The sequence below is a fragment of the Pseudomonas sp. GNP014 genome (assembly GCF_054344005.1).
In genome coordinates, this window is record NZ_JBTGUS010000001.1 from 3,701,724 (window position 1) to 3,728,711 (window position 26,988).

Sequence of the window (26,988 nt, forward strand, 5' to 3'; positions counted from 1 at the left end):
TCTCGAGGGGGGAAAAACTATTCATAGTCGATACCCGTTACATACAGCGTGAGCTTTGCGCTGCTGCCGATTGCTCCGGACACGGCGGGAAATTCGATGATGGCCGGCCATGTCACGCCAATCTGTTTCTTGAAGCGAAAATGCCCTGTCAGATTGCTCGTTGATGTCACCCGCAAAGTCTTTGCGCTCGTCCAGGCCCAATACGTAGCGTCAAGCGGAGCTTCCATCTCTACCGGTGAAGACTTGAAGGAGCCAAAACGCAGGGTTATCCGCTGCTCACCGGCGCCGAGCCGGTTTTTCAATGCGGCACTCAGATAGGGATCTTCTGCGATATGCACGAGAAAGGTCGCTTCTTCATCATGTCGTTTGCCGAAGTAAAACACCGGGAAGTGGTCGCTCCGAATTACGTCGCCATAACTGATACGTCTGATGGCTTTATAACCGCCGGTACCGTTCGGGATGCACTGCGCTCGGCCGTCGCATTCGCAATTCCAGCGATAGGTATCGGTGACGTAGGCGTAGTCGAGAACCCGAGGGGTGGCAACATACTCGTCCTCGCAGATGCCCTCATCCCACCGATAGCTTGTATTCCAGCTTTCCTGGGAACGCACGGGCACATCAATGCCTTGTTCGTCGTCGAACACATACTCGACATTGTTGCGCCAATCCAGTCTGGCCTCCTTGAGCGTCTTGTTGGTGATCTGAATATGGGTGCCGGCTGTAGCGGGTGGGACGGGCTTCAGCGGTCTGTGCTCGGGAGGCCTGATTTCCTTGTGATTCTCGTGAGGCTCGGCATTCAGGTCGCCGCCGAAGAAAATCAGTTCGCGAAATTTTTCACGCTTGTTGGCAACGATGAAGTTGATGGTTTCGGCCGTGATTTCGGCCGCCTTATAAGATGAGTTGGCATGATAGAAGGCCAGGGCGTCGCCATTGTATTTATGTCGTATGACGATCGGTGCGCGCCGCTCGGAAGCGCCCAGTATGTAGTCGGAGAGCATCTCGAAGGCTCCTGCCAGTTCATTGCGCACGAACACCATCGAACCTAAAGTCGTGTCGATTCGCGCGCCGCCCTCGTTGTCCAGCGCATGCACCAACCGGTATCCGCGCGATTCCAGCAACTTCTCTGCGCTGACATTGGGGGCCCCGGTCGTGCCCGTTTCAAAGAGTGCAAGAATATCGGGCCGCTTGAGCAGCAATACTTTGCTCAGGTAAGCGGCCTTTGCCTGGTATGCCTCTGATTCTTTTTTGCTCTGGTTATGGAAGTGCTGCGTATTCCATATAAGAATTTTGTAGGGCATCGCGAATACCTGCAAAGAAGTCGAACACTTACGAGAAAGGGCGCGACGCAGCTTTTCCTGTGTCGTTCACTCTAAAACCCACTCCGCCAGTTTCCCTGTCACCTGCGTCATCAACACGTTCTCGACATCCCGCGCACCCGCCGCGCTGCACTTGGCGAGTACGGCTTTAACGATTCCCGAATCAAACTCGAATTGTTTGCCCGTTGCCGCCTTGTAACGGCCCCGCAGTTTTTCCAGTTTCGCCAACACAATCCCCTCCAGCGTCGCTTCATCCAGCGGTCGATAGGCGACCACGGTCATGCGCGCCAGAAACGCCGGGCGGAAGGCTTGCAAGAGGACTTTGTGCAGTGCCTCGTTGAAGGCATCCGAGCCGAGTTGCGCGGCGGGTGTATCCAGCAAAAGCTCCGCGCCGACGTTGCTGGTGGCGAGCATCACAGTGTTTTTGAAGTCCACCACCAAGCCGGTGCCATCCTCCATCAAGCCCTTGTCGAAAACGTTGTAGAACGCTTCGAGCACATCCGGATGGGCCTTCTCGATTTCGTCCAGCAGCACCACCGAATACGGTTTGCGTCGCACCGCTTCAGTCAGTACGCCACCGCTGCCATAACCGACATAACCGGGCGGCGCGCCTTTGAGTTGGCTGACGGTGTGGGCTTCCTGATATTCGGAAAGGTTGATGCTGATCAGGTTGCGTTCGCCGCCATACAAGGCGTCGGCGAGTGCATACGCAGTTTCGGTTTTGCCTACGCCTGTGGGGCCGACCAGCAGGAACACACCGACCGGTTTCTGTGGATCGGTCAGGCCCGCGCGATACGCCTGCAAGCGCTGGGCGATGGTGTTGAGCGCGGTGCTCTGGCCCATCACCCGTTGACCCATGCGGGTGCCGAGGGTGCGTACCGCGTGGGCTTCGTCGGCGAGCATTTTGCCAACGGGGATGCCGGTCCAGCCGGCGATCACCGCAGCGACGGTTTTTGCGTCGACCTGTTCGGGCACCAGCGGATCGTCCTGGCGAATCGCGTCCAGTCCCGCCTCGAGGCGCAGCAGTTCGGCGGCCAGGTGGTCGATGCGGCTGTCGGTGGCTTCATCGGGTTTGTCGCTGTCGGCGCGTTCGCTCAAGTCGAGCAATTCGCGGCGGGTGTCGAGCAGTTCGCGCACGGCCACGCGCTCTTCGCTCCAGCGGGTTTCCAGTTCGCGGATCGCCTGCACGTTGCCCTGCGATTCGCTTTCCAGCAGGGTGATGCGTTCGCGGTGATCGAGGCCTGTGGCTTGCTCGCGGCGCAGGCGTTCGACTTCGTCCTTGAGGCTGTTTTGCCGATGACGCAGGCTTTCCAGCGGCGGCGGCACATCGTGCTGGCCGAGGGCGACTCGGGCACACGCGGTGTCGAGCACGCTGATGGCCTTGTCCGGTAACTGGCGACCGGAGATGTAGCGGTGCGAGAGTTTCACCGCTTCGTGGATCGCCGCATCGAGCACTTGCACGCCGTGGTGCTGTTCAAGTTTGGCGGCAACGCCACGGAGCATTTCCACGGCGGTGATTTCGTCCGGCTCTTCCACCTGCACCAGTTGAAAACGACGGGCGAGGGCCGGGTCTTTCTCGAAATATTTTTTGTACTCCATCCACGTTGTGGCCGCGAGCGTGCGCAACTCGCCACGGGCCAGCGCCGGCTTCAGCAGGTTGGCCGCATCGCTGCCACCCTCGGCACCGCCGGCACCGATCAGGGTGTGGGCTTCGTCGATGAACAGGATGATCGGTTTGTCGGCACTGCGGACCGCGTCGATCACGCCTTTGAGCCGTTGTTCGAACTCGCCTTTGACCCCGGCGCCGGCCTGCAACAGGCCTAGGTCGAGCACACGCAGGCTGACCTCCTGCAACGACGGCGGCACGTCACCGGCGGCGATGCGCAAGGCCAGGCCTTCGACCACGGCGGTTTTGCCCACGCCCGGTGCGCCGACCAGAATCGGGTTGTTCTGCCGGCGGCGTAGCAGGATGTCGATGCATTGACGGATTTCGCCATCGCGACCCACGATCGGGTCGATGCGCCCGGCATGGGCATCGGCGGTCAGATCCTGGGTGTATTGATCCAGCACCGAATCCTGGCGTGGCGCAGGATTTCCAGAGGAAGCTGCTGAACGCGGGCCGACATGTTCACGGGAGTTTTCGGTCCACTCCAGCAAGTTCGCCCGCAGCGCTTCTTTGGGAATTCGCAGTAACGACGAGGCGCTGTTGAGCAGCAGACTGCGGCTCTCATCACGGTCAATCAGTGCCAGCAACAACAACCCGGAACGAATGCTGTCGAGCCCCAGCACACTGGCCTGCACCACCGCATCTTCGAGCAGGCCCAAGGTGTGCGAAGACAGCGCTGGCGTGCGCGTGCTGCCGGCCTTGAACAGGTCGAGTGCCTTGTTGATTTCCGCACTCAGCGCATCCCGTTCCAGCCCGAAACGCGGCAGCAGAAAAGCAAAGTCGCCACCCTCGATGTCGAGCAATTCCAGCAACAGGTGTTCGATCTCGACAAAGTGATGGCCGCGCTGCAGACAGCGTTGCGCGGCGCGTTCGAGGGCGCGGCGGTTGTCCGGGTTGAGGCGTCCGATCAGGCTGGCCAGTTCCATTTTCAGGTGATCTCCAGCTGACGCAGACGGGTTTCGATGCGTTGCACGGCAAGGCTGGCCTGGCGTTGCAGACCGCCGTTCCAGCTCAGCAGCGTCGGCAACTGCCGGCCGAGTTTCAGCGGCCCGGCACCGCGCACCAGCAACACCAGTTTCACGTCCAGATCCGGGCCGAAATACAACGCGGCAAGGCTGGCCAGCGCCGGATGCACTTCGCCATCGGGCAGGAACCGTGCGGCCTGCGCCGACGGCAATGGCCCCAGTGTCAGGCGAATGCCGGCGTGCTCATCCCAGACCCGCGTGCCGGCCACCGCTGTACGGCCCAATTGCAGGTTGCGGCCGCCGGCCTGCATCAGGCTGCGGCTGGCCACTGGAATTTCGCGCCAGGCACCTTCGTAGGCACTCAGCGCGACCGGCACGGCAAACTGTTCGCGGACAATCGCCGCGAACCCGGCCAGCGAACGGCGGCCATCGGCGAACAACGCGGTGCAGGCCAGCACCGCGCAATCCGGCACGGCCTGGCGCTCCTGCAACGACTTGGGTAATAACCCGGTCAGTGCGCGCAATTGCGCCTGCACCGGCGACGCTCCCGGCGTGACGAAACCCAAGGCTATCCGGTGTTTGCGCATCACCTTGTACAGCAGGCTGAGCAGGCGATGCTGGAACAGATCGAGGAACTCGGCCGGCGCATGATCCTTGGCCCGGGCGCGTTGTTGCAGCCATTCCTGATAGGCGTAGGGCAGGGGGCCGTCGGGACCGCCGAGGCCGAACACCGGCGTGTCGAGGGTCAGCGGCTCGCCCGGCGCTTCGCGCAGGCTTTCGATCTGGCTGGCGGCGAACATCGGCGTCAACGGCCCACGCAGTTTCACCGCTTCGGCCTGGGGCGAAGTGCCGCTGCCGAGGGATTCGGCCTGCGGCTGTTCGCGTTCCAGCAGCAACAGCGCCTGCAACAACTCGAACGCCTGCGGATCGCGGCGCAGACGCTGGCTCAGGGTCAGAGCGACAGGGGCATGCCGGCTTGGGGTTGCCATGCCTTGACCTCCTTGTCGTCCTGTATCAATACCGTGCGCACAAAGCGATTGGCCGTGGCGTACAGCGAAAAGAACTGCGCCAGCACGGCGCAAAACAGCACCGCGCTACTGCCGACAAAGTGCTGCGGATCGAGCTGCACTTGCACCTCCAGACCATTGCGCCAACCGCGCCAGGCGTCAGCCCCGACGTGACCGATGATCCGCTCGGCATGCAGGCTCAACAGGCCTTCGATCTGGCGCAGGGCACTGGCTTCATCGCGCAGGTTGTGCAACTGCAGAATTTCTTTCAGCGCATCGAGCGCCTGTGGGCCTTCGACCAGTGACAGGTGATTGAGGGTCAGTTGCGACACCAGCCGCCAGCGTGAATCACCGTCCAGCCGTGGCAGACTTTGTGGACTGGGCGGGTTGCGCAGACGTGCCCAAGCCACCGGTCCCGGGCGCTCGAAACCCAACGGTGTGCCGGCCGGCAGGCTTTGCGCCAGGTGGCGATTGGTGCAGAGCAGTTCGGCGGTGAGGCTGTAATCGGGCAAGTCCGTCTGCGGCTCGAAGCGGGTGTCGACCACGCTGACCAACAGGTCGCTGCCGAGGCGGTTCGGCGTCATGCCGCTGACCCGTCGTGCATGCCAGTAACGCTGCTGATCGCCACCGCTGTGCTGACTGCCGTAGTAGGCCGGCAAGCGTTGCACCCCCGCGCTGGAGCTGGCGCGCATGCCGCGAATGCTGTGGATTTCGACGCTGTTCTCGCGATGGCTGTCGGCAATCAGGCGGTATTCGCTGTGGGTCCCATCGGGACGCAGTGGCTCGGAGGTCCGCGGAAACAGGTTGATCACCGGCGCGCAACCGAGGGCGATATCACTGGCCTGCAAATGCAGGCGACTGCCCGGAGCGCGGTCGAAGACGATGTACAGATACAGTGTCTGGCTGTCGCTGGTCACGCCGTGCAAGGGCAGGTCGAAGAAGTGGAATTTGTCCGCAAAGGCAAAGTATTCGGCCAGCAGGCGCATGCCCGGATGCACACCGTCTTCGTCGGGTAACAGCGCTTCGTCGTCGGCAAATCCGACAATCTGCGGCAGACCTTTCAACGGCGTCGGAACGCTGCCCGGTGAGCCGGCCAGAACCTGCATCGCATGGGCTCCGAGCAAGTCATAGAGGCAGGCATTGATCACCGGCGACGCTGCCAGGTGAATGCGCAACTGTTCGATGCCGAGCCCCGCCCATTGGCTTTCGCCCAGGCAGCGCAGGCTCAGGCGCAAGGCCGAGCGCGACTGTGCAACACCCGTCAGCGCCTGGGCTTCGTCACTGCCGAGGATCAAGGCTTCAGTCACTTCGACAGGCCACAAGTGCACGGCAGCCGTGCTGCGAAAGTGAATGCTCTGGCCCTTGTCGGTGGTGACGAATAATGGCGTGTCGCGGGGCAGGGGATAGCCCTCGTCGAGATTGCCTTTGCTCGGGTCCGGCTCGAACTGGACGATGGCGCAGGAGGGCAGCGGGCGCATGGCCAAGGGGTAAAGCTGTTCGAGCAGCGCGTCGCTGAATTCGGCGTAATCGTCATCCAGGCGTCGTTGTAGACGGGCTGCAAGCAGGGCAAAGCCTTCCAGCAAGCGTTCGACATGCGGGTCGGGGCATTCACCGGGTGACAACTCCAGGCGCCGCGCGACTTTCGGATAGCGTTCGGCAAACTGGCTGCCGGCGTGTCGCAGCCAGGTCAGTTCGCGTTGGTAGTAATCGAGCAGTTGCGCGTCAATCGAGTCGCTCATGGCGCACCTCCAGGCCCTGGCCGCCGGGCTCGATGACAAATGCCACCGGCCAGTGTTGCTGGCCACTGCGCAACTCGCCGAGCAGGCGAATGCTCAATTGTTGCGGGTGTTCGGGCACCGGATTGACCTGCACCTCGCCGAGTTTCAGGCGCGGTTCGAAATGGGTGATGGCTTCGCGGATGTCCCGCGCCAGTTGCCGGCGGTCATCGCTGCGCTGTTGTTGCAAGGCGCTCCAGTCGGCGATGCCGTAGTCGATCACGCTGGGCGGCCGGGTCAGTGGGCGTGAGCCGCGACGGGTTTTGAACAGGCGCCCGAGCTCGGCATGCACCGAGTCGAGCAACGCCTGCCGATCAAACTCCCGTGCGCCCTCGGCCTCGCTGGACGCGAGGCGTTCGAACAGCGGCGCGCGGATCCCGGTGCCAGCCATGCCAGGGCGACCGGTTACTTGCTGGCCTTGTTGGCCGCCAGATCCCAGACCGTACCGGCGGTGCCTTCCTTGGTGCCGTCGTCTTTCTGCGCGGTGAGTTCCCATTTGATCTTGGTGAAGTTCAGCGACAGGGTTTCCACCGGTTTGCCACCGGTGCCACCGCTGACACTGACGTTGGACAGCACGACATTGGTCAGGGTGTAGATGATGAATGGCATCAACTGCCCGCTGCCCTCGGCGGCATTGCGGCCGATGGTGATCTTCGCTTCGGGAATCGGTTTGCCTGCGCAGCAGTATTCGTTGAGCGACGGCGTTGAGCTGTCGACGAATTTGGTCAGGGTGAATTCACCAATGTGTGGCCGGCCCGACGTGCGCTCCGAGTTGCTGACGTCATTGGTGACCTGCATGGCCACGTTGTGGCTGTAGGACATGACTTCGATCTTGTCCTTGTAACCCTCGAGCAGGCTGTCGCCTTTGATGTCGCCACCGAGGTCGAGAATGATTGCATCCATCGCTTGAAACTCCTGAAAGGTATCACGCTAGATATAGGGCAGGCCCCCGCCGCACGGGCGGCGGGGGCAGCAGGTCAGGCAGCAACCGGTGGCGGCAAGGTCGCCACCAGGCGAATCGACGCCGTCAGCTCCTCCAGCTGAAAGTGCGGCCGCAGGAACACCGTCGCGCGGTAGGCCCCCGGCTTGCCGGCCACCTCGGTGACATCCACCCGCGCTTCGCGTAACGGGTACTGCGCCTTGATTTCCTGCGGCGCGTTGTCGTTGATCAGCACGTAGTCGGCGATCCAGTTATTGAGGTAGGTCTGCACGTTGTCGCGGGTCATGAAACTGCCGACCTTGTCGCGCATGATCACCTTCAGGTAATGGGCGAAGCGCGAGGCTGCGAGCACGTACGGCAACATCGCCGAGATCCGCGCGTTGGCATTGGCCTCGTTGGTGTTGTAGACCTTGGATTTATTGGTGGTCTGGCCGCCGAAGAACACCGCGATGTCGCTGTTTTTCTTGTGGCACAGGGCGATGAAACCGAGGTCGTTGAGTTCCTTCTCTCGGCGGTCGGTAATGGCCACTTCGGTCGGGCATTTCAGCGACAGGTCGCCGGAGCTGGTCCGGAAGGTGTGCGCCGGCAGGCCTTCCACCGCACCACCGCCTTCAGCGCCGCGAATCGCCGCGCACCAGCCATACTTGGCAAACGCTTCGGTGATGCGTTGCGACAGTGCCCACGCGGCATTGCCCCACAGGTATTTGCTGTGGTCGGTGCCGTTGACGTCTTCGACGTAATTGATGCCTTCCACCGGTGAAGTGTCCGGGCCATAGGGCAGGCGCAGGAGGAAGTGCGGCAGCACCAGCGACACATAACGCGAGTCTTCGCTCTCGCGGAACGAGCGCCACTTGATCAGTTCCTGACTCTCGAAAACTTTCGACAGATCGCGCGGCACCGCCAGTTCGGTGAAGCTGTTCATGTCGAACAGCCGAGGACTGGCGGCGGCAATGAACGGTGCGTGCGCGGCGGCGGCGACGTTCGACAGTTTTTCCAGCAGGCCGATGTCCTGCGGGTGACGACCAAAGGTGTAGTCACCCACCAGCAGGCTGAACGGATGCCCTCCGAAGGTGCCGTATTCCTCTTCGTAGATCTTCTTGAACAGCGCGCTCTGGTCGAATTCGACGGCTTTCTCCAGATCGTTCTGCAGCTCTTTCTGCGTGACGTTCAGCAGGCGCAACTTGAGGCGGGTGCTGGTTTCGGTGTTCTGCACCAACATGTGCAAACCGCGCCACGAGGCTTCGAGTTTTTGCAGGTCGGGGTGGTGTAGTACCTCGTTGAGCTGAGCGCTGATGAGTTCGTCGATCTGGCTGATGCGGTCGTTGATCATCGCCACGGTGTCCTTGTCGATGGCCATGCCTTCGTCGAGCACCTGGGTGGCGAATTCCGCGAGCATGTCGCGGGCGTAATCCTGCTGACTGTCATCGTGGGCCATGCGGCCTTCGGCGATGATCCGGTCGAGCAGGGATAAAGTCTCGGCTGCAGCATTGTCGCTGGCTTGATTCTGGGCGGCGGCGGGCATGACGGATGCTCCCTCGGTTAAGTGGATGATCAGGCTTGCGGTTCGGCCGGCGCCTCGGCATCAGCTGCCGGGGTAGCGGTGTCCGGGCGGGCCGACTTGATCTCTTGCAGGCCTTCGGTGTTGGCGATCACGTCGCGCAACAGCTTGTCCAGATCATCGTTGCCGTCGAGTTTGGTCAGCAGATCGCGCAGACGCTGGCGAGCCTCGAACAGGCGCCGCAGCGGCGTGACTTGCTCGACCACCTTGACCGGATCGAAGTCGTCGATGTGCTTGAAGTTGAGTTCGATGTTGAGCTTGCTGTCGTCGCCGCTCAGGGTGTTGTTGACTTGCAGCGTGGCGCGCGGGCCGATCGAGGCGAGCACTTCGTTGAAGTTGTCGCGGTCGATTTCGGTAAAACGCCGTTCATTCAGTTTTGCCAATGGCTCAAGCGGTTTGCCCGAGAGGTCGGCGAGGATCCCGACTACCAGGGGCAATTCCTTTTTCTCGATGGCGTTGCCGATTTCGACGTCGTAGGTGATTTGCACCCGGGGCGGGCGCACCCGGTCGAGCTTGTGCTGAGTACTTTCTGCCATGACGGCGGACTCCGATGCGTTGGGCGGGCGCAATGCATCGGGAGGCCCGTTCATCGCTTTCCCTTACTGGACCGTAGGTTAGAAAGGGGAGCAGATGACCTGTCGTTCCTTTGACAAACCTTCCTCATTCGGCGGTAGCGGCCGAACTACCCAAGACGCTAGAACAGGTCTATAAAAATGCAAGCAAAAACATTTTTGGACAGGGTCGGGAAAAGGAAAATTCATTTTGTACGGACGTTTTTTTGTAGCGATGGTGTTTGCGCTCATGGCCGGCTGTTCCTTCTTCAGCCCGAAGGTGGACCTCGACAGCCTGACCCTCGACGTCGCACCGAAGGCCAATGACGACACGCCGATTGCCGTGGATTTCATTGCGGTCGCCGACCCGGATCTGCTCAAGCAACTCTCGGGCATCAGCGCCAGCCAGTGGTTTGCCGGACGCGAGCAGTACCAGCGCGACTATCGTCAGTTGATGAGTGTGTGGGGACTGGAGCTGGTGCCGGGGCAATTCATCGACCGCCAACCCTTCCCGCTGGGGGGCAAGAAGGCCGCTGGACTTTTAGTCTTCGCCAGCTATAACACACCCGGAGCGCACCGATTGCGCCTCGATGACCAGAGCGAAGCGTGGCTGAAATTCGACAGTCGCGAGATGACGCTGGTCAATCCCACCGAGCACTGAAAAACCACCGCTGCCGCCGGATCGCGGCGTAGTCGAAGGGAGTCGTATGAGTCTGCTACCTGACGCGGTTTGCTGGCACGAAGGCATGCAATTGCTGCCGCAGCATTTTCAGTTGCAAGGGCTGCGGGCCGAAGCGCTCGGGGCGTATCTGGCGCAGGCGTGCAACCCGTGGTTCTGGGGCGTCAGCCATATGGAATTCGACCCGTCGGCGCTGAGCGCAGGCGTGGTGCGGGTGGTGTCGCTGCAAGGCACTCTGCCCGACGGTTTGCCGGTGGACTTGCAGGCCGGGATCGGCCCGACCCTGGAGCTGGACGTCAGCACCGCGATCGACGCCACCGACGATGCCACCGTCACCGTGTATCTGGCGATCAGCCCGATGTGGCGCGCCGGGCAATTGCTGCCGCTCAAGGGCCGTTTGCAGTCGGTGGTCGGCGAGGCCTTGCCGGACCTCACCAGCGGTGAATTCCCTGAGTCGATCACGGTCTGGCGACCCAACCCACGGCTGTGCACGCAACTGAACAAGGCGGATTCGATCTGCCTGCCGCTGTTGAAGATCCGCAAGGAGGGTGGTGGTTTTTTGCCGCTGACCTACACCGCACCGACGCCGTTGCTGTTGCCGGAGTCGCCACTGGGCCGCCGCATCGCCGGACTCTGCGCGCGGGCGCGGGAGAAGTGCCTGTTTCTTGGTGGCCGCTTGCGTCAGGCGCAACAGGCCGGCAATCAGGACGATGCCCTGGAAATCCGTCGCCAGTTGACCGCACTGTGGGCGCGTCTGCCGGAAGTCGAAGGTGCACTCAACAGCCGCATCGCCCACCCGCAAAGTCTCTACGTGCACTTGCTCGGTCTGGCTGGCGCGTGGTCGGCGCTTGATCCGCTGGCCGGCGTGCCGGCGTTCGCGCCGCTGGATTTTCTTGAGTTGCAGCGCGGTTACGACGCCGTGTTGCAGTGGCTGGAAACCACCCTGGAACTGATCCGTGCCGGTTATCGCAGCCTGCCATTCGAACGCAGTGAACAACACTTTTCGATCCAGTTGCCCGACGAGCAGCCGAGCCAGCGTCTGGTCATCGGCCTGCGCATGCCCAACGGCGCCAGCGAGCAGGCTGCCGGCGACTGGCTGCGTGGCGCGATCATCGCTTCGGCGCCGCATATCGCCTTGCTCAGCCGTCAGCGCATGAGCGGTTTGCCCCATCAGGCGATGAGTCGCAGCGAACAAGTGGCCTACAGCGTCGGCGATGACACGCGCCTGTTTGTGGTCACGGCCGAAGGCGCCTGGTTCGACGCCCAACTGCCGCTGACCATCGCCGCGCCTGCCGCGAAGCTGACCAGCAGCCCCTGGCAGGTGGTGCTGTTTGTCGCCCAGAACAGTGAAAGTGCCTGATCACACAAGGAACGCCGTATGTCGCAAGGAAGTGCCGCAAGCCTGGGGTTGCAGGACGCACCGTTGAGCAGCGCGTTCCGCCAGACGTGGCAGCAATGGCAACAGGATTGGGCACAATTGCCCAAGGACAGCGAGGACGAAGCGGCGCTGGTGGAGACCGTGGTCGAGCTGTCGACCCAGGCTTCGCAGCGACTGTGGCGCACGGCGTATTCGCGGGTCGGCGACTCGGCGACCGAGCAGGTCAAGGCGCTGGTGTACGCGTTCGTCGCACTGGTCGATGAAACCCTGCTGTTCAGCCCGTGGCCGGGACAAGCGGCGTGGCAGGACAAACCACTGGAGTCGCGGCTGTATTCCAGTCGCCAGGCTGGCGAGCAAGTGCCGGCGGCCATTCAAACCCTGCTCGATGAACAACAACCGACCACCCGCGACCTCGCCAACGTGTATTTGCAATGCCTGATTCTCGGCTTTCACGGGCGTCTGCGCGGCGAACACAGCCAGGCGCAGCTGGCGAAATGGCGGCTGGCGCTGTTCAACTTTGCCTGGCAGGACGACGCCACTTACGACGATGTCAGTCAGCGACTGGTGCAACCGTCGCTGGCCGCGCCGTTGCAGTTGCCGGTCCGCACGGCGCTGCCGGACGGCTTTCGTCTGGCGCTGGGCATTCTGGCAATGGTGTTGCTGTTGACCGGGTTCGGCCAGTTGCTCTGGCGTGACATTCGCTCCGAGCTGGAACCGGTGCTGCAAATGCCCGATTCCGTGGCCACGCCGGAGCAAGACTCATGAGCACCCTGACGATTGTCGCGTGGGTCGTCGGGTTGCTGTTGCTGCTGGTGATCATCGCTGTGGCGGTGTGGTGGCTGCGCACCCAGAGTGGTGCGGCGATCCGCAGTTTCTATGCGGCCGTACGCCATATGGAACAGGAGCAGGGCAGTCGCGACCGGTATGAGATGCCGTGGCTGCTGATGCTCGGCGATGAAACTCAAGGTACGCAGCTGGTCACTGAATGGCATTTGCAACCCACCGACAAACCGGCGTGGTTCGGTCGTTGGTGGTCGGACCCCGAGGGCGCGGTGCTGGTGGTGCCGCAGGCGCTGTTCTTGCCGGACGACGGCATGCATCTGCAACGCGGTGGCTGGTGGCGGCTGCTCGGGTTGATCCTGCGCCTGCGCAGTAAACGGCCACTGGACGGCGTGATCTGGACCGTGCCGGTCAGCCACCTGAGCAATCTGGAGCAGGCAGCGAGCCTCGGTCTGGCCGCGCGCCGCCGCTTCATTGATCTGCTGCAACGCTTTGGCTTGAGCGTGCCGGTGTACGTGATCGTTACGGGACTTGAAGAGTTGCCGGGGTTTCAGGAGCTGATTGATGCCTTGCCCGATGAGGCTCGTGAACGCACCTTGGGCTGGTCGTCGCCCTACGCGCGCGATGCCGTGTGGCAAGGGCAGTGGAGCGATCAGGCGCTGGATCGTATTCATCGTGCCGTAGCTGAAGCAGTGATCGAAATCGGCACCTTGTCCGGGCATCTGAGCGCCGATCTGTATGCGTTGCCCGAGCGTCTGGAAACCCTGCGCCGTGGTTTGCAGAGTGTGCTGGAGCCGGTTTTTCAGGGCAATGCGCAGGGTGAGGCGCCGTGCTTTCGCGGGGTGTACTTCAGTGCGAGTCAGGCGAGCGAGGACGCCAGGGACGGTTTTTCCGCCGATGACAGCGGCTTGCAGCAAAGCGTGTTCGTGCGCCAGTTGTGGCGTCAGCGTCTGGTCGGCGAACGGGGCCTGGCGCAAGGGGTGCCGCGCCTGTTGCGCCTGCGTCAGCGCTGGCAACGGCTGACCGCCGGGGTGGCGCTGGTGGTCGGGGTGATCTGGGCGGTGGCGATGCTGTGGGTCTGGCACCAGTCGGTCAAGGATGCCCACGAGCTGGCGCGGCTGATGCAGGGTGCGCAGAAGAGCTACGTGGCGGTCACCGATGACGCACATCGGCTCGAGCCGACCCGGCGCAACGTGCAGAGTTTCTGGCGGGTGCTGGAGCGTGCGCCGCACTGGCACTATGTGTCGCTGGCGTTTCCGACCTCGTGGTTTTCCTCCCTCGACACTCAGCTCGAACAAGAGGTGTTCAAGTCAACGCAACGCCACATGCTCGTGCCTCTGCACGAATGGCTGGTCGACGAACTGGACAGGATCAAGGCGATCCGCGCCACCGACCGACGCAGCAGCCTCGAAAGCGAAGACCCGGCGCAGTGGCAGAACTATCAGAAGGCGAGCGATCTGGTCGACCGCGCGCTGCGCCTCGAGTTGCAAAACCAATTGTTCGGGGAGGTCCAGAACAATCAACGGGCGCCGCTGGATGATCTGGTGAAACTGAGCAACAGCGCGCTGTCGCTCAATCTCAACGCGGCGACCTTGCCCCATGCGGCGTACTACAACCGCCTGCTGGCAGCGGGGGATGGCGGCGATTTGCAAGCGCTGGATCTGAGCGTCGAGCGGCCCTTGATCACCAGCCACTTTACCGGGCTGATGGAGCGTTGGCTCGATCAGTACTTCCTCGCCGACAACTTCGTCAGCAAGGCCGGATATCTCAAGCTGCACCTGGAGCAACTGGAGGCCGGCAGCGGCAACAGCCTGACCGAACTGGAAGACCTGCGGGCACTGATCGACGACCTGCAAGCGGCGATCGCCCTGACCAATTCCACCTGGAGCCGCGGCAAAGGCCAGGAACTGGTGCCGGGTTATCGAGAGTTTCTCGACAAGGTGCACAAAAGCATCTTGCTTGGCCCTGCCGTCGAGCAGCAACTGGAGGCCCAGGCGAGCAAGTTGCAGCAGAGTTTCCGCGATCAGTGGATCGCCCAGGTCGGCTCGCGCGGCAACTTGCTGATCCAGCAGGGCAGTGGGCAACTGGCATTGCAGGAACATGTGGTCAAACTCGACAACGCGGTGCAGGCGCTGTTCAAACGTGACTTCGTTTCGGTCGCTCTGCGCGCCAGTCAGGACAGCGCCAATCTGCGAGGTCAGACCGTGGATGGCGATGACCTCAACACCTCGTTGAACTACTTCTCCAGTTACAAGAGTTACATCGCCGAAGAACTGCCGCGCATTCCGCCGGCTTATCGCGAAGCCTTGCTGCAAACCGCCGAAAGTGCTGCCGCGCAGGCGATGTGGCTGAGCCTCAAGGATCACGACGATCAAATGCATCCTTATGCGGTGTTCAATGTACAGGCCGAGCAGGCGATGGCGTTGCAAAAGGCCTTTGTCGAAGTGCATCGCAACGATCTTGCTGCGCGGCTGCAAAGCGCCCTCAATCGTCGGGCACTGGCGCAAATCGTTGGCGGTCTGGATGAAATCACCGCGCAACCACTGTTCGCCGGACGCACCGAAATCAGCCAGTGGGACGGCTCGAAAAACCTCGGCCTGCAACTCTATGGCGCCAACGATGTGCAGGACTTGAAGCTGAGCCTCAAGCAGCAGTTCAACACCATGCTCGGCATCACCGAACGGCGCACGTCGGCATTGCAGTGGCTGATGGCCCAACAGGGCAATCTGTCGGCGCTGGATTACGAGCGGGTCACCCAGTTCAGCGCACTCAATGACGAATTGCTCAAGTACAAGGAGGCGAACCCGGCGAGTTCACCGGCGCAGATCGAGCAACTGGTCAGCCGCGATTTCATCGAGATGGACACCGCCTCCTGCGTGCAGATCCTGCAGACCGCCAACCTTGCTGGTGGCCGCGGGACCCTGGCGATGCGTGCGGTGGAATTGCAGCAGTCGGCCATGCAGCGTTGCCAGTACCTGCAACAACAGCAGGCTGCGGCGGCGTGGAATGAACTGGCCAATTACTTCAATCAGTACCTGGCCGATCGCTTCCCCTTCGCCAACGGCGTGCAGGCGCAGGATGCCGACCCGGCGCGGGTCCAGCATTTTCTCGAGATCATCGACAAACGCCTGCCGGTGGCCCAGGCCGGGCTGGTGCTGAGCCAGACTCCCGAACGCCAGGCGGCAGAAGACTTCCTCAACCGCTTGAAGCAGGCCGGCACGTGGCTGACGCCGCTGTTCGTGCGCGACAAGAGTGGCATTCTCGGTGTTGAACTTGATGTGCGCTGGCGTACCGATCGCGAGGACGAAAAGGGCGCCGATCAGGTGATTGCCTGGGGTCTGCTCGCTGGCAGTCAGCAGATCAACTATCCCGCCGCCGAGCAACCGAACCTGCGCTGGATGGTCGGCCAGCCTGTTCGCCTGACCCTGCGTTGGGCGCGCAATGGCAAGGAACGTCCAGTCAACGATCCGCTGCAACCGAACCTGGTGGTGCGCGATCTGGAAGCCGGTTGGGAATACGGCGGGCCGTGGTCGTTGCTGCGCATGATGCGTGCGCACTTCTCTGTGCAGCGTCAGCCGAGCATGGATTACACCGATTTTCCATTGACCTTGCGCCTGCCGGTGACGGCCTCGACAGACAGCGTCACCAGCGAATTCACGCGGATGTACGTGCGGCTGTCGCTGATGAGTCAGGGCTCGAAACTGCCGCTGGCGATTGCGCCGCTGCCGACCCGCGCACCGCGTTCACCGTTCCAGTTCACCGGCACCACGGCCGCCATTGAAACGCAGAAGGAGGGCCTGTGAGCCTGCCATTAACCCAATTGCCGGACTTGATTGATCAGTTGCTCGCACCGATCAGCGCCGAAGCGCCGTGTGGCGTCGATTTGCGTTATGAACGCGAGTTTGATCAGTTGCGTGATCTGCGTCGCGAAGATGATGCGAGCTTGCCGACCGGGGTCTGGCAGTCGACGCTGAAGCGGGCGAACTGGCCGGAAGTGGAGAAACTCACGACAACGTTATTGCTGGAACGCAGCAAGGACCTGATGCTCAGCGCCTGGCTGGGCGAGGCGTGGCTGCACCTGCAAGCGCTGGATGGACTGCCCGGCAGCCTGGCGTTGATCGCCGGGTTGTGCGAACGCTTTCCCGAGCATCTGCACCCGCAGGCCGAGGACGGCGATCAGTCCTGGCGGGTCATCCCGCTGGAATGGCTGGTGCGGCGTTACAGTGAAATCCTGCTGACGCGGGTGCCATTGTTCGGCACCCGTAACAGTGATTTCGAGAGCTGCACCCTTGAGGTATGGCGGCGCTTGCAGCTGCAGCAGGTACAGGTCAACGACAGTAAAAATGCGAAGAGCTCGGCGGAAACCGCGCGCAACGAACAGAAGAAACTCAACGAACAGATCCGCACCACGCCGTTGGCCTTTTGGCTGCACACCCAGGGCAATCTGCTGCTGAGCCTGCAACATCTGCAACGGCTCGACACCTGGAGCGATGCCTATCTGGGCGAACAGGGCCCAGGGTTGCGGCCGTTGCAGGAAACCATTCAAGCGCTGCTGACGCTGGTTCAGGAGTTTATCGCCATGCACCCACAACAACCGGCGCCGTCACCGCCGCTCGCCGAAGCACCGCCCGCTGTGGCACAGCCTGAAGCGCAGGCGCCGGTTGCGCAGGTATTCCGCGAACCGGCCAGCCGTGAGGAGGCTTACCGGCAATTGCTGCTGATTGCCGAATACCTGGCCCGCACCGAACCCCACAGCCCGGTGCCGTATCTGATCCGGCGCGGGGTCGAGTGGGGCAACAAGCCGCTGAGTGAACTGCTCGGTGAGTTGATCTCCGCCGATGCCGAATCGCGACGCCTGTGGACCTTGCTTGGCGTGCTCTAGTGCACGCGCTGGTTGGAGATTCGCGGCGGCAGGGCGATGGGGGTCAGCACCGGTTGCCCGGAGAAAAACGCCACGAGGTTTTTCCCCACCAGTTCCACCGTGCCTTGGGTGGCTTCCGGTGACAACCCGGCGACATGTGGCGTGAGCAACACGTTGCTGAGGGTTTTCAGCGCGTCGGGCACTTGTGGCTCATGATCGAACACGTCCAGTGCGGCGCCGGCAATGCGCCGTTGCTCGAGGGCGGCGATCAGATCTGCCGTGGCAATCACACTGGCGCGGGCGATATTGACGATAAAGCCTTTCGGCCCGAGGGCATCGAGCACCGCGCGCGTGACCAGCGATTGCGTGCCGATGCCGCCGGGAGTGGCGACGACGAGAAAATCCGAGGCTCTTGCCAGATCGGTCGGGGTCGAGCAAAAGGCGTAGGGCACGTCAGTGCGCACCTGGCGGCTGTGGTAACTGATTGCCATGTCGAAGCCCAGGTGGGCGCGTTTGGCAATCGCCATGCCCACCGCGCCGAGGCCGAGAACCCCCAGGCGTTTGCCCGCCAGCGACGGGCGCATGATCTTCGGCCACTCGCCCCGGCGCACCGCCGCATCGCAGCGCGGAATATCCCGCACCAGCGCCAGCAGCATGGCCATGGCGTGGTCGGCCACCGACGAGGCGTTGACCCCGGCGCCATTGGTGACGGTAATCCCGCGGTCACTGGCGGCTTGCAGATCGACCTGCTCGTAACCGGCGCCGATCACCGTGATGATCTTCAGCGCGGGCAGGGCGGCGATTTCTTCGGCGGTCAGGCCCAGTGGCCCGCGGGTCAATACGGCGTCGATGCGGCTACCCTGGCTGGCGATGGCCTGCGCGCGTTCGGCCGGCGTCGGCGCGAGAATCAGGTGAAAGCCCTGATGTTCGAGAATCGGCAGATAGTCATTGATGGTTTCAACCAGTACCAGAACGGTGGCGGGCATTGCGCGGCTCCTGAGATCGTCGGCGGGGTTGGTTCGCGAAAGTCGTAGCAGAGTGCTGATTGCGGAGCGGCCTGGCAATCTTTGTCATTCGCGCTGTGATTGATTCTGGACGCCTTCGCGCAAGAAGCAAGCGCACCGCAATACCGGCCATCCAGTGTGCCGGCATGATCACTGGGCTGCCCGGGCCCTGGTTTGTTCGGCGAGGGCAATCGGTTTGAAATCATAAGTGGGATAGAACTCGGTCCGGTAACTGCCCCACGCGGTGTTCTCCAGGGCGAGGTTGACTTCCGCCAGACGCGAAGCCGGGAAGCGCACGGTGACCACCTGGCCGATGCCCATCATGATGTTCCAGCTCACCACTTCGACGCCGGCCGGGGGGAAGGTTTCATAGAACCCCTGGCGGGCGAGCTGAGCCTTGATTTCGCTTAACGGTCGCGATTGATCGTGTTTCAGAAACACGGTGAGCATCATCGCGTTGTCCGGAGTGGCAGCCGCATGGTTTGCCGCTGGAGTGACGGCTTGTGCATGGACAGCGGTGCAGCAGACCGAAGCGACCAGCGCTGTCGACATCAGCAGTGTTTTAAGTTTTTGCATGGTGGGCATCCCGTTTTATTGTTTGATGGCCGGCCGGGGTTTCATCGGGCCGGTATTCATTGCCATATTCGTCGCGGGAAAATATAGGCCCGGATTGAAAGTCTGTTCAATGGCGGGGAAGTTGCTTGTAACAAATAAACTTTTAGTCACGTTTTGTTATGGTTTTATAAGGTGTTTTTAGTTGTAGGAAATATCTGAGTTCTTTGATGGCTTATACGGTGGGTAATATTCTTTTCGCGCGATATAGGTGCGCGTTATTGCCAGTCACAATAAATACTTAAACAAAGTTGTAGGAAAGTGAGCGCCAATAAAAACAGGGCATTGACGCCGCCGCACTTTGGTGCAACGGCGCAGCCCCGGCTCAGAACGTCACATCGACACTGGTGAGCAGCCCTGCGAACGCCGCGTGGCGGGAGGTGAAGGGCGGTCAACTGGCGTATTGCGCGATGCCATTGCCGAACGACCAGTTCTCTTTTTTCACTTCCACCAGATTGATGAACACGTCTTCGAGACGGATGCCCAGTTGGGTGTTGAGGCTTTGGGCGATGGTCTGATAGAGCGCTTTTTTCTGCTCCAGAGTGCGGCCTTCGTTGAGCGTTATCTGGATGATTACCAATTGGTCTGTGCGCTGGATGCCCAGGTACTGCGGGTCGAAGATGAAGTGCTCGCCATCGTGCTCGGCAAGGATCTGGAAGTTGTCGTGCTCCGGCACATTGATGGTGCTGCGCATGGCAGCGTAGATCTGTTCACCGATGTGTTTGGCGAAGTGGGGGTCGGGGTTTTGTTTGATGTCAACGCGAACCAAAGGCATGGGAGGGCTCCGCAGGGCAGGGGACTCATCTCACGCTAGATCATGTGGCCTAAATTGAAAGGCTTGGGTGCTTGAACACGAGGCAATTTCTCAAAGGTCCCTGTGTTCGCTGAAGAGGCCAGCGGTCTGTCCTGCGTGCAGATTCGCTCTGAATGATTCAGGTTCGACATGAAACGCGTGCTTGAACTCGAAAAGATGTATCAAAAACGACATTTCAGGTGTCTATCAGCGACAGCTTTGTTCCTGAAAACGACACCCCGCTGATCTGCACCGCACAACCATTCCTCAGCTAAGTCTTTGCTTCTGCTCATTTATCGCGGAGAATCGCGCCCCTGTTTCGGCCGGAGCATGTCTGTCGGTTTTTTCCGACGCGTCCTGACCGAGTGGCAAGTGACCGGAATGCGGAGATCCGACCGGATGAATGATCAGGCCAAAAGCGTCGATCAACGCTTTGATGCAGCAGCACCCGCTGAACTTTCGAGCTGGAATCGCCAGGACACCACCTGGATGTTGGGACTGTTTGGGACGGCCATCGGCGCCGGCACCCTGTTTTTGCCGATCAACGCAGGGCTGGGTGGCTTCTGGCCGCTGGTGATCCTTGCGCTGCTGGCTTTCCCGATGACGTTCTACGCACACCGTGGCCTGACCCGCTTCGTGCTCTCCGGTCGTGAAGGCGCCGACATCACTGACGTGGTCGAGGAGCATTTCGGCATCAAGGCCGGGGCGCTGATCACCTTGCTGTATTTCTTCGCCATCTTCCCGATCCTGCTGATTTACAGCGTTGGCCTGACCAACACGGTCGCGAGTTTCCTTGAACACCAACTGCACATCACGCCACCACCGCGCGCGTTGCTGTCGTTCGTGCTGATCCTCGGCCTGCTGGCCGTGGTGCGTTGCGGTGAGCAGGCGATCGTCAAGGCGATGAGCCTGATGGTGTATCCGTTTATCGTCGCGCTGCTGTTTCTGGCGGTGTATCTGATTCCGCACTGGAACGGCGGCATCCTGACCACCGCTTCGCAGGTGCCCGCACCGTCGGCGCTGCTGCACACCCTGTGGCTGGCGATTCCGGTGATGGTGTTCTCGTTCAACCACTCGCCGATCATCTCGGCCTTCGCGGTGGATCAGAAGCGTCGTTACGGGGTTCACGCCGAAGAACGCAGCTCGCAGATCCTGTCCCGTGCGCACCTGTTGATGGTGGCGATGGTGCTGTTCTTCGTGTTCAGTTGCGTGCTGACCCTGTCGCCGGAACAACTGGCCGAAGCCAAGGCGCAGAACCTGTCGATCCTGTCGTACCTGGCCAACCACTTCAGCAACCCGACCATCGCGTTTGCCGCGCCGCTGATTGCGTTTGTGGCGATTTCCAAGTCGTTCCTCGGTCACTACATCGGTGCCAGTGAAGGCTTGAAAGGCCTGATCGTCAAAAGCGGCAAGCGTCCGGGTGCCAAGGCGCTGGATCGCATTGTCGCGGCGTTCATGCTGGTCATCTGCTGGATCGTCGCAACGCTGAACCCGAGCATCCTCGGCATGATCGAGACCATCGGTGGTCCGGTGATCGCAGCCATCCTGTTCCTGATGCCGATGTATGCGATTCGCAAGGTGCCGGCGATGGCCCGTTATCGTGGTCAGGCGTCGAACGTATTTGTCACCGCAGTGGGGCTGGTGGCGATTTCGGCGCTGGTTTATTCGCTGAGCGCTTAAGGCGAGATCGAGAGATCGCCGCCTGCGGGGTTTTATCTACACTCGCAGGCGCTGCCGAGGGCGGCGATCTTTTGCTTTTCAGCTACAGTAGGCCGCTGCGCATCCCTGATGCGCAGCGGCTTTTTTTCGTCTGGAGACAGTGGATTGTCGAGCGCGCCCCAAGCTGTAGAACCACCCAATCGCTGGCAGGACATTCTCGCCGGACTGTCGATTGCCGGCCTGTTGCTGCCCGAAGCCGTCGCCTATTCGACCATCGCCGCATTGGCGCCCCAGGCCGGGGTAATTGCCTTGTTTGCGGGTTTGCTCTGCTATGGGCTGTTCGGCACCAGCCGTTTCGCCATCGTCTCCGCGACGTCATCGTCAGCTGCCGTGCTGGCGGCGGCCACGGCGTCGCTGGCCAATGGTGATCCGCAACTGCGCGCGAGCCTGGCGATCGGTCTGGTGCTGGTCACGGGTGGGTTGTTTCTGCTGGCGGGAATCTTTCGTTTTGGTAGCGTTACTGCGTTTATCGCCAAACCGGTGTTGCGCGGATTTGCCTTCGGACTGGCGCTGACCATCATAATCAAGCAGGTCGCCAGCGTCGTCGGCGTGCACTTGACCGACGCGAATCTGGTGCGCTTCGCCCCGCAATTACTCGAACAACTGCCGCAATGGAACTGGCCGGCGGCCGCTGTCGCTGGCGTCGCGCTGGTGTTGTTGGGGCTGTTTTCGCGATTCCCCCGAGTGCCCGGTGGCTTGCTGGTGGTCGGCATCGGCATCGCCGCCGGGCAGTGGCTGGACCTGCCGGCGTATGGCGTGAAGATGATCGGGTTGATTGACCTGAGTCTGGAGGTGCCGAATCTGCCGGTGTTGCCGTTCGCTGACTGGCTCCGGTTGGGTGAAGTGGCGTTCGCGATGGTGATGATTCTGTATGCCGAGTCCTACGGTTCGATCAGCTCGTTTGCGCTCAAGCATGGCGACCGCGTCACCTCCAACCGCGATCTGCTGGCACTCGGCGCCTCGAATCTGCTGTCTGGATTGTTCCACGGCATGCCGGCAGGGGCGGGCTATTCGGCGACTTCGGCGAACGAGGCAGCGGGGGCAACGTCACGCTGGGCGGGCGGGGTAGCGGCGCTGGTGGTGCTGGTGATCGTACTGACGGTGCTGCCATGGATCGCCCTGACGCCGGAGCCGATTCTGGCGGCGATCGTCATGCATGCCCTGGGCCGCGGCTTGAGTCTGCAGCCGCTGGGGCGCTATTTCATCTGGCGTCGGGACCGAGTGCTGGTGTTGTGCGCGGTGGCGGCGGTGCTGGTGCTGGGTATTCTCGACGGCTTGCTGGTGTCGGTGGCGATCAGCGTGTTGCTGATGCTCAAGCAGATGTCAGCGGCGGATATTCAGGTGCTCGGGCGGATCGACGGCGGGCACGATTTTGTCGATTTGCAGCGCCATCCAACGGCGACGGTTGAGCCGGGCGTGTTGATCTTGCGACCCAGCGAGGCGCTGTTTTTCGCCAATGTGGAGCGAATTCTCGGTGCGGCGCTGCACTTGATACGTCATTCGGACGCGCCGCTGCATACGGTGATCATCAGTCTGGAGGAAAGCCCGGACCTGGACGGTACCAGTATCGAGGCGATGCAGGAGTTCTTCCTGCGCGTGCATCAGGAAGGCAAGCGGTTGATTCTGGCGCGGCTCAAGCATGAGGCGCTGGCTGCGCTTGAAGCGTTGCCGGAGGTGACGGCTAACGGGGTGATCCTCAGCGGTCTGAGCGTCGATGGCGCGGTGCAGCATGCCCTCAAGCTCAACACTGGCCCCTTGTAGGCCTTCGCTATTTTCAAAGGATAAAAAAACGCCGCTCATCTCACGATGGGCGGCGTTTTTCATTGCTTTGTAACGTTAGGCTTGAACGACCGGGATCTTGGCGTTCGCAGCAGCTTCACGGAACTCGGCGATCTGGTCGAAGGACAGGTAGCGGTAAACATCGGCCGCCATGCTGTCGATCTTGCCAGCGTATTCCATGTACTCCTCGACGGTCGGCAGGCGACCCAGAATCGAGGCTACGGACGCCAGCTCAGCCGAAGCCAGGTAGACGTTCGCGCCGTCGCCCAGACGGTTCGGGAAGTTACGGGTCGAAGTCGACACCACGGTGCTGTTCGGCTCAACGCGTGCCTGGTTACCCATGCACAGCGAGCAGCCTGGCATTTCCATGCGTGCGCCGGCCTTGCCGTAGATGCCGTAGTAGCCTTCTTCGGTCAGTTGGTGAGCGTCCATCTTGGTCGGCGGCGACAGCCACAGACGGGTTGGCAGCTGACCCTTGACCTGATCCAGCAGCTTACCGGCAGCGCGGAAGTGACCGATGTTGGTCATGCACGAACCGATGAACACTTCGTCGATCTTCTCGCCAGCAACGCTGGACAGCAGACGGGCGTCGTCCGGGTCGTTCGGCGCGCACAGTACAGGCTCGCTGATGTCGGCCAGGTCGATTTCGATGACTTCGGCGTATTCGGCGTCGGCATCGGCTTCCATCAGTTCCGGGTTGGCAACCCAGGCTTCCATCGCTTGCGCGCGACGTTCCAGGGTACGCGCATCGCCGTAGCCTTCGCCGATCATCCAGCGCAGCAGGGTGATGTTGGAGTTCAGGTACTCGGTGATCGACTCTTTCGACAGCTTGATGGTGCAACCGGCAGCCGAACGCTCGGCCGAGGCGTCGGACAGTTCGAACGCCTGTTCCAGGGTCAGACCTTCCAGGCCTTCGATTTCCAGGATACGGCCGGAGAAGGCGTTTTTCTTGCCTTTCTTCTCGACGGTCAGCAGACCGTTCTGGATGGCGAAGTAAGGAATCGCATGAACCAGGTCACGCAGGGTGATGCCAGGTTTCATTTTGCCTTTGAAGCGCACCAGGATCGATTCCGGCATGTCCAGCGGCATGACGCCGGTGGCAGCGGCGAACGCGACCAGACCGGAACCGGCCGGGAACGAGATGCCCATCGGGAAACGGGTGTGCGAGTCACCACCGGTACCCACGGTGTCCGGCAGCAGCATGCGGTTCAGCCACGAGTGGATGATGCCGTCGCCCGGACGCAGGGAAACGCCGCCGCGGGTCATGATGAAGTCAGGCAGGGTGTGGTGGGTGGTCACGTCGATCGGCTTTGGATACGCCGCGGTGTGGCAGAACGACTGCATTACCAGGTCAGCGGAGAAGCCCAGGCACGCCAGGTCTTTCAGTTCGTCACGGGTCATTGGACCGGTGGTGTCCTGAGAGCCTACGGTGGTCATCTTCGGTTCGCAGTAGGTGCCAGGACGAACGCCTTGGCCTTCTGCCAGACCGCACGCCTTGCCGACCATTTTCTGCGCCAGGGTGAAGCCCTTGGTGCTTTCAGCCGGTGCTTCCGGCTTCTTGAACAGGTCGAATGCTGGCAGACCCAGTTCGGCGCGAGCCTTCTCGGTCAGGCCACGGCCGATGATCAGCGGGATACGACCGCCGGCACGGACTTCGTCCAGCAGCACAGGGGTCTTCATTTCGAAGGTGGTGATGACTTCGTCGGTACCGTGCTTGCAGACTTTGCCAGCGTGCGGGTACAGGTCGATCACGTCGCCCATGTTCATGTTCGATACGTCGAACTCGATTGGCAGTGCGCCGGCATCTTCCATGGTGTTGTAGAAGATCGGAGCGATTTTGCTGCCGAAGCAGAAACCGCCAGCGCGCTTGTTCGGCACGTAAGGGATGTCGTCGCCGAAGAACCACAGTACCGAGTTGGTTGCCGATTTACGCGAAGAACCGGTACCGACCACGTCACCGACGTAGGCGATCGGGAAGCCTTGACCGCGCATTTCTTCGATCTGCTTCATCGGGCCGGTCTTGCCTTGCTCGTCCGGAACGATGCCGTCACGGGCCATTTTCAGCATGGCCAGGGCGTGCAGCGGGATGTCCGGACGCGACCAGGCGTCTGGCGCCGGGGACAGGTCGTCGGTGTTGGTTTCGCCGGTTACTTTGAATACGCGCAGGCTGATTTTGTCTTCCAGCACAGGGCGCTTCTTGAACCACTCGCCGTCAGCCCAGGATTGCAGCACGGCTTTGGCGTGAACGTTGCCGTTCTTGGCTTTTTCAGCCACGTCGTGGAAGGCATCGAACATCAGCAGGGTGTGCTTGAGTTCTTCGGCAGCCACTGGCGCCAGTTCGGCGTCGTCCAGCAGTTCAACCAGGGTCACGATGTTGTAGCCGCCCTGCATGGTGCCGAGCAGTTCTACAGCGCGCTTCTTGTCCAGCAGAGGGGAGGTGACTTCGCCTTTGGCCAGGGCCGACAGGAAACCGGCTTTGACGTAAGCGGCTTCGTCCACTCCTGGTGGTACGCGATTGGTGATCAGGTCAACGAGGAAAGCTTCTTCGCCAGCCGGAGGATTCTTCAGCAGCTCGACCAGGCCTGCAGTTTGTTCGGCGTTAAGCGGCTGGGGAACGATACCCAGGGCTGCACGCTCTTCGATATGTTTGCGGTAGGCTTCAAGCACAGTTATTACCCTCATCAGTGGTCCCAAATGGGTGTCCGGGACGCTCATCCCGAAATGGCCGTACTCATGCACCTCACGACGTTGTGGGTCGCTCGGTCAGAATTACCGGCAATTCCTTACAGAAGCTGCTTTCAAAGTTTTACGCCTGCAGAACGGGGAGCTGATGAGGGTTGGCGACAGGCTTTTCCCCGCTGGAAAAACCCTTCGCCAACACCGCTCTGAAGGAACGACTGTGCTCGTGACGCTTTGAAAACAGCTTCTAACGGACATTGGCGCCTTAAAAGGCTGGCTGATTCTACGGCAAAAAAAATTTAAAGGTAAGTCGGGCTCTATTGGACTTTGGTGGCGTTGTGCGTGCCCGGGGCAAACGGCGATCGAGGCCTTGCCCCTGACGTTTGAGGGGTGATCAATGCCCGACAAAGGGCTAACATGCCGGCCTGTTCCGCGTTTCAGTGTTTTGCTAATTTATGCCCAATCAGACCATCAAGACCCCCTGCGTCGGCCTCTGCTCCACTGTTTACGGTGATCTGGTGTGCCGTGGCTGCAAGCGTTTCCACCACGAAGTGATCAACTGGAATGGTTACGGGGAGGAGGAAAAACGCGCGGTGTGGTTGCGTCTGGAGCAGTTGCTGTCACAAGTGATGGCGAGCAAGGTCGAGATCTTTGATCCGGCGCGCCTGCGCCAGCAGCTGGAACAGCGCAAGATCCGCTTCGTGCCGCATCAGTCGGAGTACTGCTGGGCGTATCAGCTGATTGCCCGAGGGGCCCGGGTGATCATTAATCTGGAAGCCTACGGGATGGTGCTGCTGCCGGAGTTCCGCGACTGGAACCTGCCGGAACTGCGCGATGCCATTGATCGGGAATTCTTCCTGCTGTCGGAAGCGCACTACCAGCGCTACATCGCGCCCGGCTTCCTCAAGGACGCCTTCGGCGCCTAG

Annotated in this window: 20 protein-coding genes; 8 read left to right on the plus strand and 12 right to left on the minus strand. The window is 61.4% G+C overall.

Annotated features, from left to right (window positions below; translation table 11 throughout):
- Positions 1–17: 17 nt before the first annotated feature.
- The 8 genes from ACXX9E_RS16670 to tssB all read right to left on the minus strand — a co-directional run bounded on the left by ACXX9E_RS16670 (position 18) and on the right by tssB (position 9,763).
- Entirely contained in the window at positions 18–1,298 is a 1,281-nt protein-coding gene (locus ACXX9E_RS16670; RefSeq protein WP_186747647.1) for an endonuclease/exonuclease/phosphatase family protein, read from the minus strand.
- A 66-nt stretch (positions 1,299–1,364) separates the two neighbouring features.
- Positions 1,365–3,908 (minus strand): type VI secretion system ATPase TssH, encoded by a 2,544-nt coding sequence (gene tssH / locus ACXX9E_RS16675; protein ID WP_458555740.1) that lies wholly within the window; start codon positions 3,906–3,908, stop codon positions 1,365–1,367.
- 2 nt (positions 3,909–3,910) lie between these two features.
- Positions 3,911–4,936 (minus strand): type VI secretion system baseplate subunit TssG, encoded by a 1,026-nt coding sequence (gene tssG / locus ACXX9E_RS16680; protein ID WP_458555741.1) that lies wholly within the window; start codon positions 4,934–4,936, stop codon positions 3,911–3,913.
- Complete coding sequence (tssF, locus tag ACXX9E_RS16685) at positions 4,900–6,693, minus strand: type VI secretion system baseplate subunit TssF (RefSeq protein ID WP_267795453.1); 1,794 nt, start codon at positions 6,691–6,693, stop codon at positions 4,900–4,902. Before tssF ends, tssG begins: the two co-directional genes overlap by 37 nt.
- On the minus strand, positions 6,677–7,120 hold the full coding sequence (tssE, locus tag ACXX9E_RS16690; RefSeq protein ID WP_458555742.1) for a type VI secretion system baseplate subunit TssE: 444 nt from the start codon (positions 7,118–7,120) through the stop codon (positions 6,677–6,679). The genes tssF and tssE overlap by 17 nt, the downstream gene beginning before the upstream one ends.
- Positions 7,121–7,134: 14 nt before the next feature.
- The gene (locus ACXX9E_RS16695; protein ID WP_123467681.1) at positions 7,135–7,632 is read right to left on the minus strand and encodes an Hcp family type VI secretion system effector; all 498 of its coding nucleotides are present in this window, start codon (positions 7,630–7,632) and stop codon (positions 7,135–7,137) included.
- A 74-nt stretch (positions 7,633–7,706) separates the two neighbouring features.
- Entirely contained in the window at positions 7,707–9,191 is a 1,485-nt protein-coding gene (tssC, locus tag ACXX9E_RS16700) for a type VI secretion system contractile sheath large subunit (RefSeq protein ID WP_123467683.1), read from the minus strand.
- Positions 9,192–9,220: 29 nt separating this feature from the next.
- Positions 9,221–9,763, minus strand: coding sequence for a type VI secretion system contractile sheath small subunit (gene tssB / locus ACXX9E_RS16705; RefSeq protein WP_123467685.1), 543 nt, complete (start codon positions 9,761–9,763; stop codon positions 9,221–9,223).
- A 250-nt stretch (positions 9,764–10,013) separates the two neighbouring features.
- On the opposite strand from tssB, the gene ACXX9E_RS16710 reads away from it, so the two are divergent.
- The 5 genes from ACXX9E_RS16710 to tssA are packed head-to-tail and all read left to right on the plus strand — an operon-like array spanning position 10,014 to position 17,497.
- Positions 10,014–10,439: a type VI secretion protein gene (locus ACXX9E_RS16710; RefSeq protein WP_458556587.1), complete on the plus strand. Its 426-nt coding sequence runs from the start codon at positions 10,014–10,016 to the stop codon at positions 10,437–10,439.
- 46 nt (positions 10,440–10,485) lie between these two features.
- Complete coding sequence (tssK, locus tag ACXX9E_RS16715) at positions 10,486–11,817, plus strand: type VI secretion system baseplate subunit TssK (protein ID WP_458555743.1); 1,332 nt, start codon at positions 10,486–10,488, stop codon at positions 11,815–11,817.
- A gap of 18 nt (positions 11,818–11,835) precedes the next feature.
- On the plus strand, positions 11,836–12,600 hold the full coding sequence (locus ACXX9E_RS16720; protein ID WP_186747672.1) for a DotU/TssL family secretion system protein: 765 nt from the start codon (positions 11,836–11,838) through the stop codon (positions 12,598–12,600).
- Positions 12,597–16,418 (plus strand): type VI secretion system protein, encoded by a 3,822-nt coding sequence (locus tag ACXX9E_RS16725; protein WP_458555744.1) that lies wholly within the window; start codon positions 12,597–12,599, stop codon positions 16,416–16,418. Before ACXX9E_RS16720 ends, ACXX9E_RS16725 begins: the two co-directional genes overlap by 4 nt.
- Positions 16,415–17,497 carry a type VI secretion system protein TssA gene (gene tssA / locus ACXX9E_RS16730; RefSeq protein WP_458555745.1) on the plus strand — a complete coding sequence of 361 codons (1,083 nt, stop codon included), beginning with the start codon at positions 16,415–16,417 and terminating at the stop codon, positions 17,495–17,497. The genes ACXX9E_RS16725 and tssA overlap by 4 nt, the downstream gene beginning before the upstream one ends.
- Here the strand turns inward: tssA and ACXX9E_RS16735 are convergent.
- The 3 genes from ACXX9E_RS16735 to ACXX9E_RS16745 form a co-directional block, all read right to left on the minus strand.
- The gene (locus ACXX9E_RS16735) at positions 17,494–18,462 is read right to left on the minus strand and encodes a 2-hydroxyacid dehydrogenase (protein ID WP_128614400.1); all 969 of its coding nucleotides are present in this window, start codon (positions 18,460–18,462) and stop codon (positions 17,494–17,496) included. The two genes, tssA and ACXX9E_RS16735, sit on opposite strands and share 4 nt — an antisense overlap.
- A gap of 168 nt (positions 18,463–18,630) precedes the next feature.
- Positions 18,631–19,056 carry a hypothetical protein gene (locus ACXX9E_RS16740; protein WP_123467703.1) on the minus strand — a complete coding sequence of 142 codons (426 nt, stop codon included), beginning with the start codon at positions 19,054–19,056 and terminating at the stop codon, positions 18,631–18,633.
- A 427-nt stretch (positions 19,057–19,483) separates the two neighbouring features.
- Positions 19,484–19,867 carry a tautomerase family protein gene (locus tag ACXX9E_RS16745; protein ID WP_458555746.1) on the minus strand — a complete coding sequence of 128 codons (384 nt, stop codon included), beginning with the start codon at positions 19,865–19,867 and terminating at the stop codon, positions 19,484–19,486.
- A gap of 417 nt (positions 19,868–20,284) precedes the next feature.
- Here ACXX9E_RS16745 and ACXX9E_RS16750 point away from each other — a divergent pair, with 417 nt between their 5' ends.
- Entirely contained in the window at positions 20,285–21,565 is a 1,281-nt protein-coding gene (locus tag ACXX9E_RS16750) for an HAAAP family serine/threonine permease (RefSeq protein WP_128614397.1), read from the plus strand.
- A 144-nt stretch (positions 21,566–21,709) separates the two neighbouring features.
- The gene (locus ACXX9E_RS16755) at positions 21,710–23,365 is read left to right on the plus strand and encodes a SulP family inorganic anion transporter (RefSeq protein WP_458555747.1); all 1,656 of its coding nucleotides are present in this window, start codon (positions 21,710–21,712) and stop codon (positions 23,363–23,365) included.
- 75 nt (positions 23,366–23,440) lie between these two features.
- Here ACXX9E_RS16755 and acnB read toward each other — a convergent pair whose 3' ends face one another.
- Positions 23,441–26,050: a bifunctional aconitate hydratase 2/2-methylisocitrate dehydratase gene (gene acnB, locus ACXX9E_RS16760; protein WP_123467711.1), complete on the minus strand. Its 2,610-nt coding sequence runs from the start codon at positions 26,048–26,050 to the stop codon at positions 23,441–23,443.
- A gap of 467 nt (positions 26,051–26,517) precedes the next feature.
- Between acnB and ACXX9E_RS16765 the strand changes: the two genes are divergently transcribed.
- A complete protein-coding gene (locus tag ACXX9E_RS16765; protein WP_108590615.1) occupies positions 26,518–26,988 on the plus strand; it encodes a DUF1289 domain-containing protein in 471 nt (156 codons plus the stop codon).

Excerpts from the sequence above, each read along its gene's own strand:
- ACXX9E_RS16720 (WP_186747672.1), top strand. The coding sequence starts at position 11,836 with ATGTCGCAAGGAAGTGCCGCAAGCCTGGGGTTGCAGGACGCACCGTTG.
- ACXX9E_RS16745 (WP_458555746.1), bottom strand. The coding sequence starts at position 19,867 with ATGCCTTTGGTTCGCGTTGACATCAAACAAAACCCCGACCCCCACTTC.
- tssF (WP_267795453.1), bottom strand. The coding sequence starts at position 6,693 with ATGAGCGACTCGATTGACGCGCAACTGCTCGATTACTACCAACGCGAA.
- ACXX9E_RS16725 (WP_458555744.1), top strand. The coding sequence starts at position 12,597 with ATGAGCACCCTGACGATTGTCGCGTGGGTCGTCGGGTTGCTGTTGCTG.
- ACXX9E_RS16735 (WP_128614400.1), bottom strand. The coding sequence starts at position 18,462 with ATGCCCGCCACCGTTCTGGTACTGGTTGAAACCATCAATGACTATCTG.
- ACXX9E_RS16765 (WP_108590615.1), top strand. The coding sequence starts at position 26,518 with ATGCCCAATCAGACCATCAAGACCCCCTGCGTCGGCCTCTGCTCCACT.
- ACXX9E_RS16695 (WP_123467681.1), bottom strand. The coding sequence starts at position 7,632 with ATGGATGCAATCATTCTCGACCTCGGTGGCGACATCAAAGGCGACAGC.
- tssH (WP_458555740.1), bottom strand. The coding sequence starts at position 3,908 with ATGGAACTGGCCAGCCTGATCGGACGCCTCAACCCGGACAACCGCCGC.
- ACXX9E_RS16750 (WP_128614397.1), top strand. The coding sequence starts at position 20,285 with ATGAATGATCAGGCCAAAAGCGTCGATCAACGCTTTGATGCAGCAGCA.
- tssB (WP_123467685.1), bottom strand. The coding sequence starts at position 9,763 with ATGGCAGAAAGTACTCAGCACAAGCTCGACCGGGTGCGCCCGCCCCGG.
- tssG (WP_458555741.1), bottom strand. The coding sequence starts at position 4,936 with ATGGCAACCCCAAGCCGGCATGCCCCTGTCGCTCTGACCCTGAGCCAG.
- tssC (WP_123467683.1), bottom strand. The coding sequence starts at position 9,191 with ATGCCCGCCGCCGCCCAGAATCAAGCCAGCGACAATGCTGCAGCCGAG.
- ACXX9E_RS16740 (WP_123467703.1), bottom strand. The coding sequence starts at position 19,056 with ATGCAAAAACTTAAAACACTGCTGATGTCGACAGCGCTGGTCGCTTCG.
- ACXX9E_RS16670 (WP_186747647.1), bottom strand. The coding sequence starts at position 1,298 with ATGCCCTACAAAATTCTTATATGGAATACGCAGCACTTCCATAACCAG.
- ACXX9E_RS16710 (WP_458556587.1), top strand. The coding sequence starts at position 10,014 with ATGGTGTTTGCGCTCATGGCCGGCTGTTCCTTCTTCAGCCCGAAGGTG.
- tssE (WP_458555742.1), bottom strand. The coding sequence starts at position 7,120 with ATGGCTGGCACCGGGATCCGCGCGCCGCTGTTCGAACGCCTCGCGTCC.
- tssK (WP_458555743.1), top strand. The coding sequence starts at position 10,486 with ATGAGTCTGCTACCTGACGCGGTTTGCTGGCACGAAGGCATGCAATTG.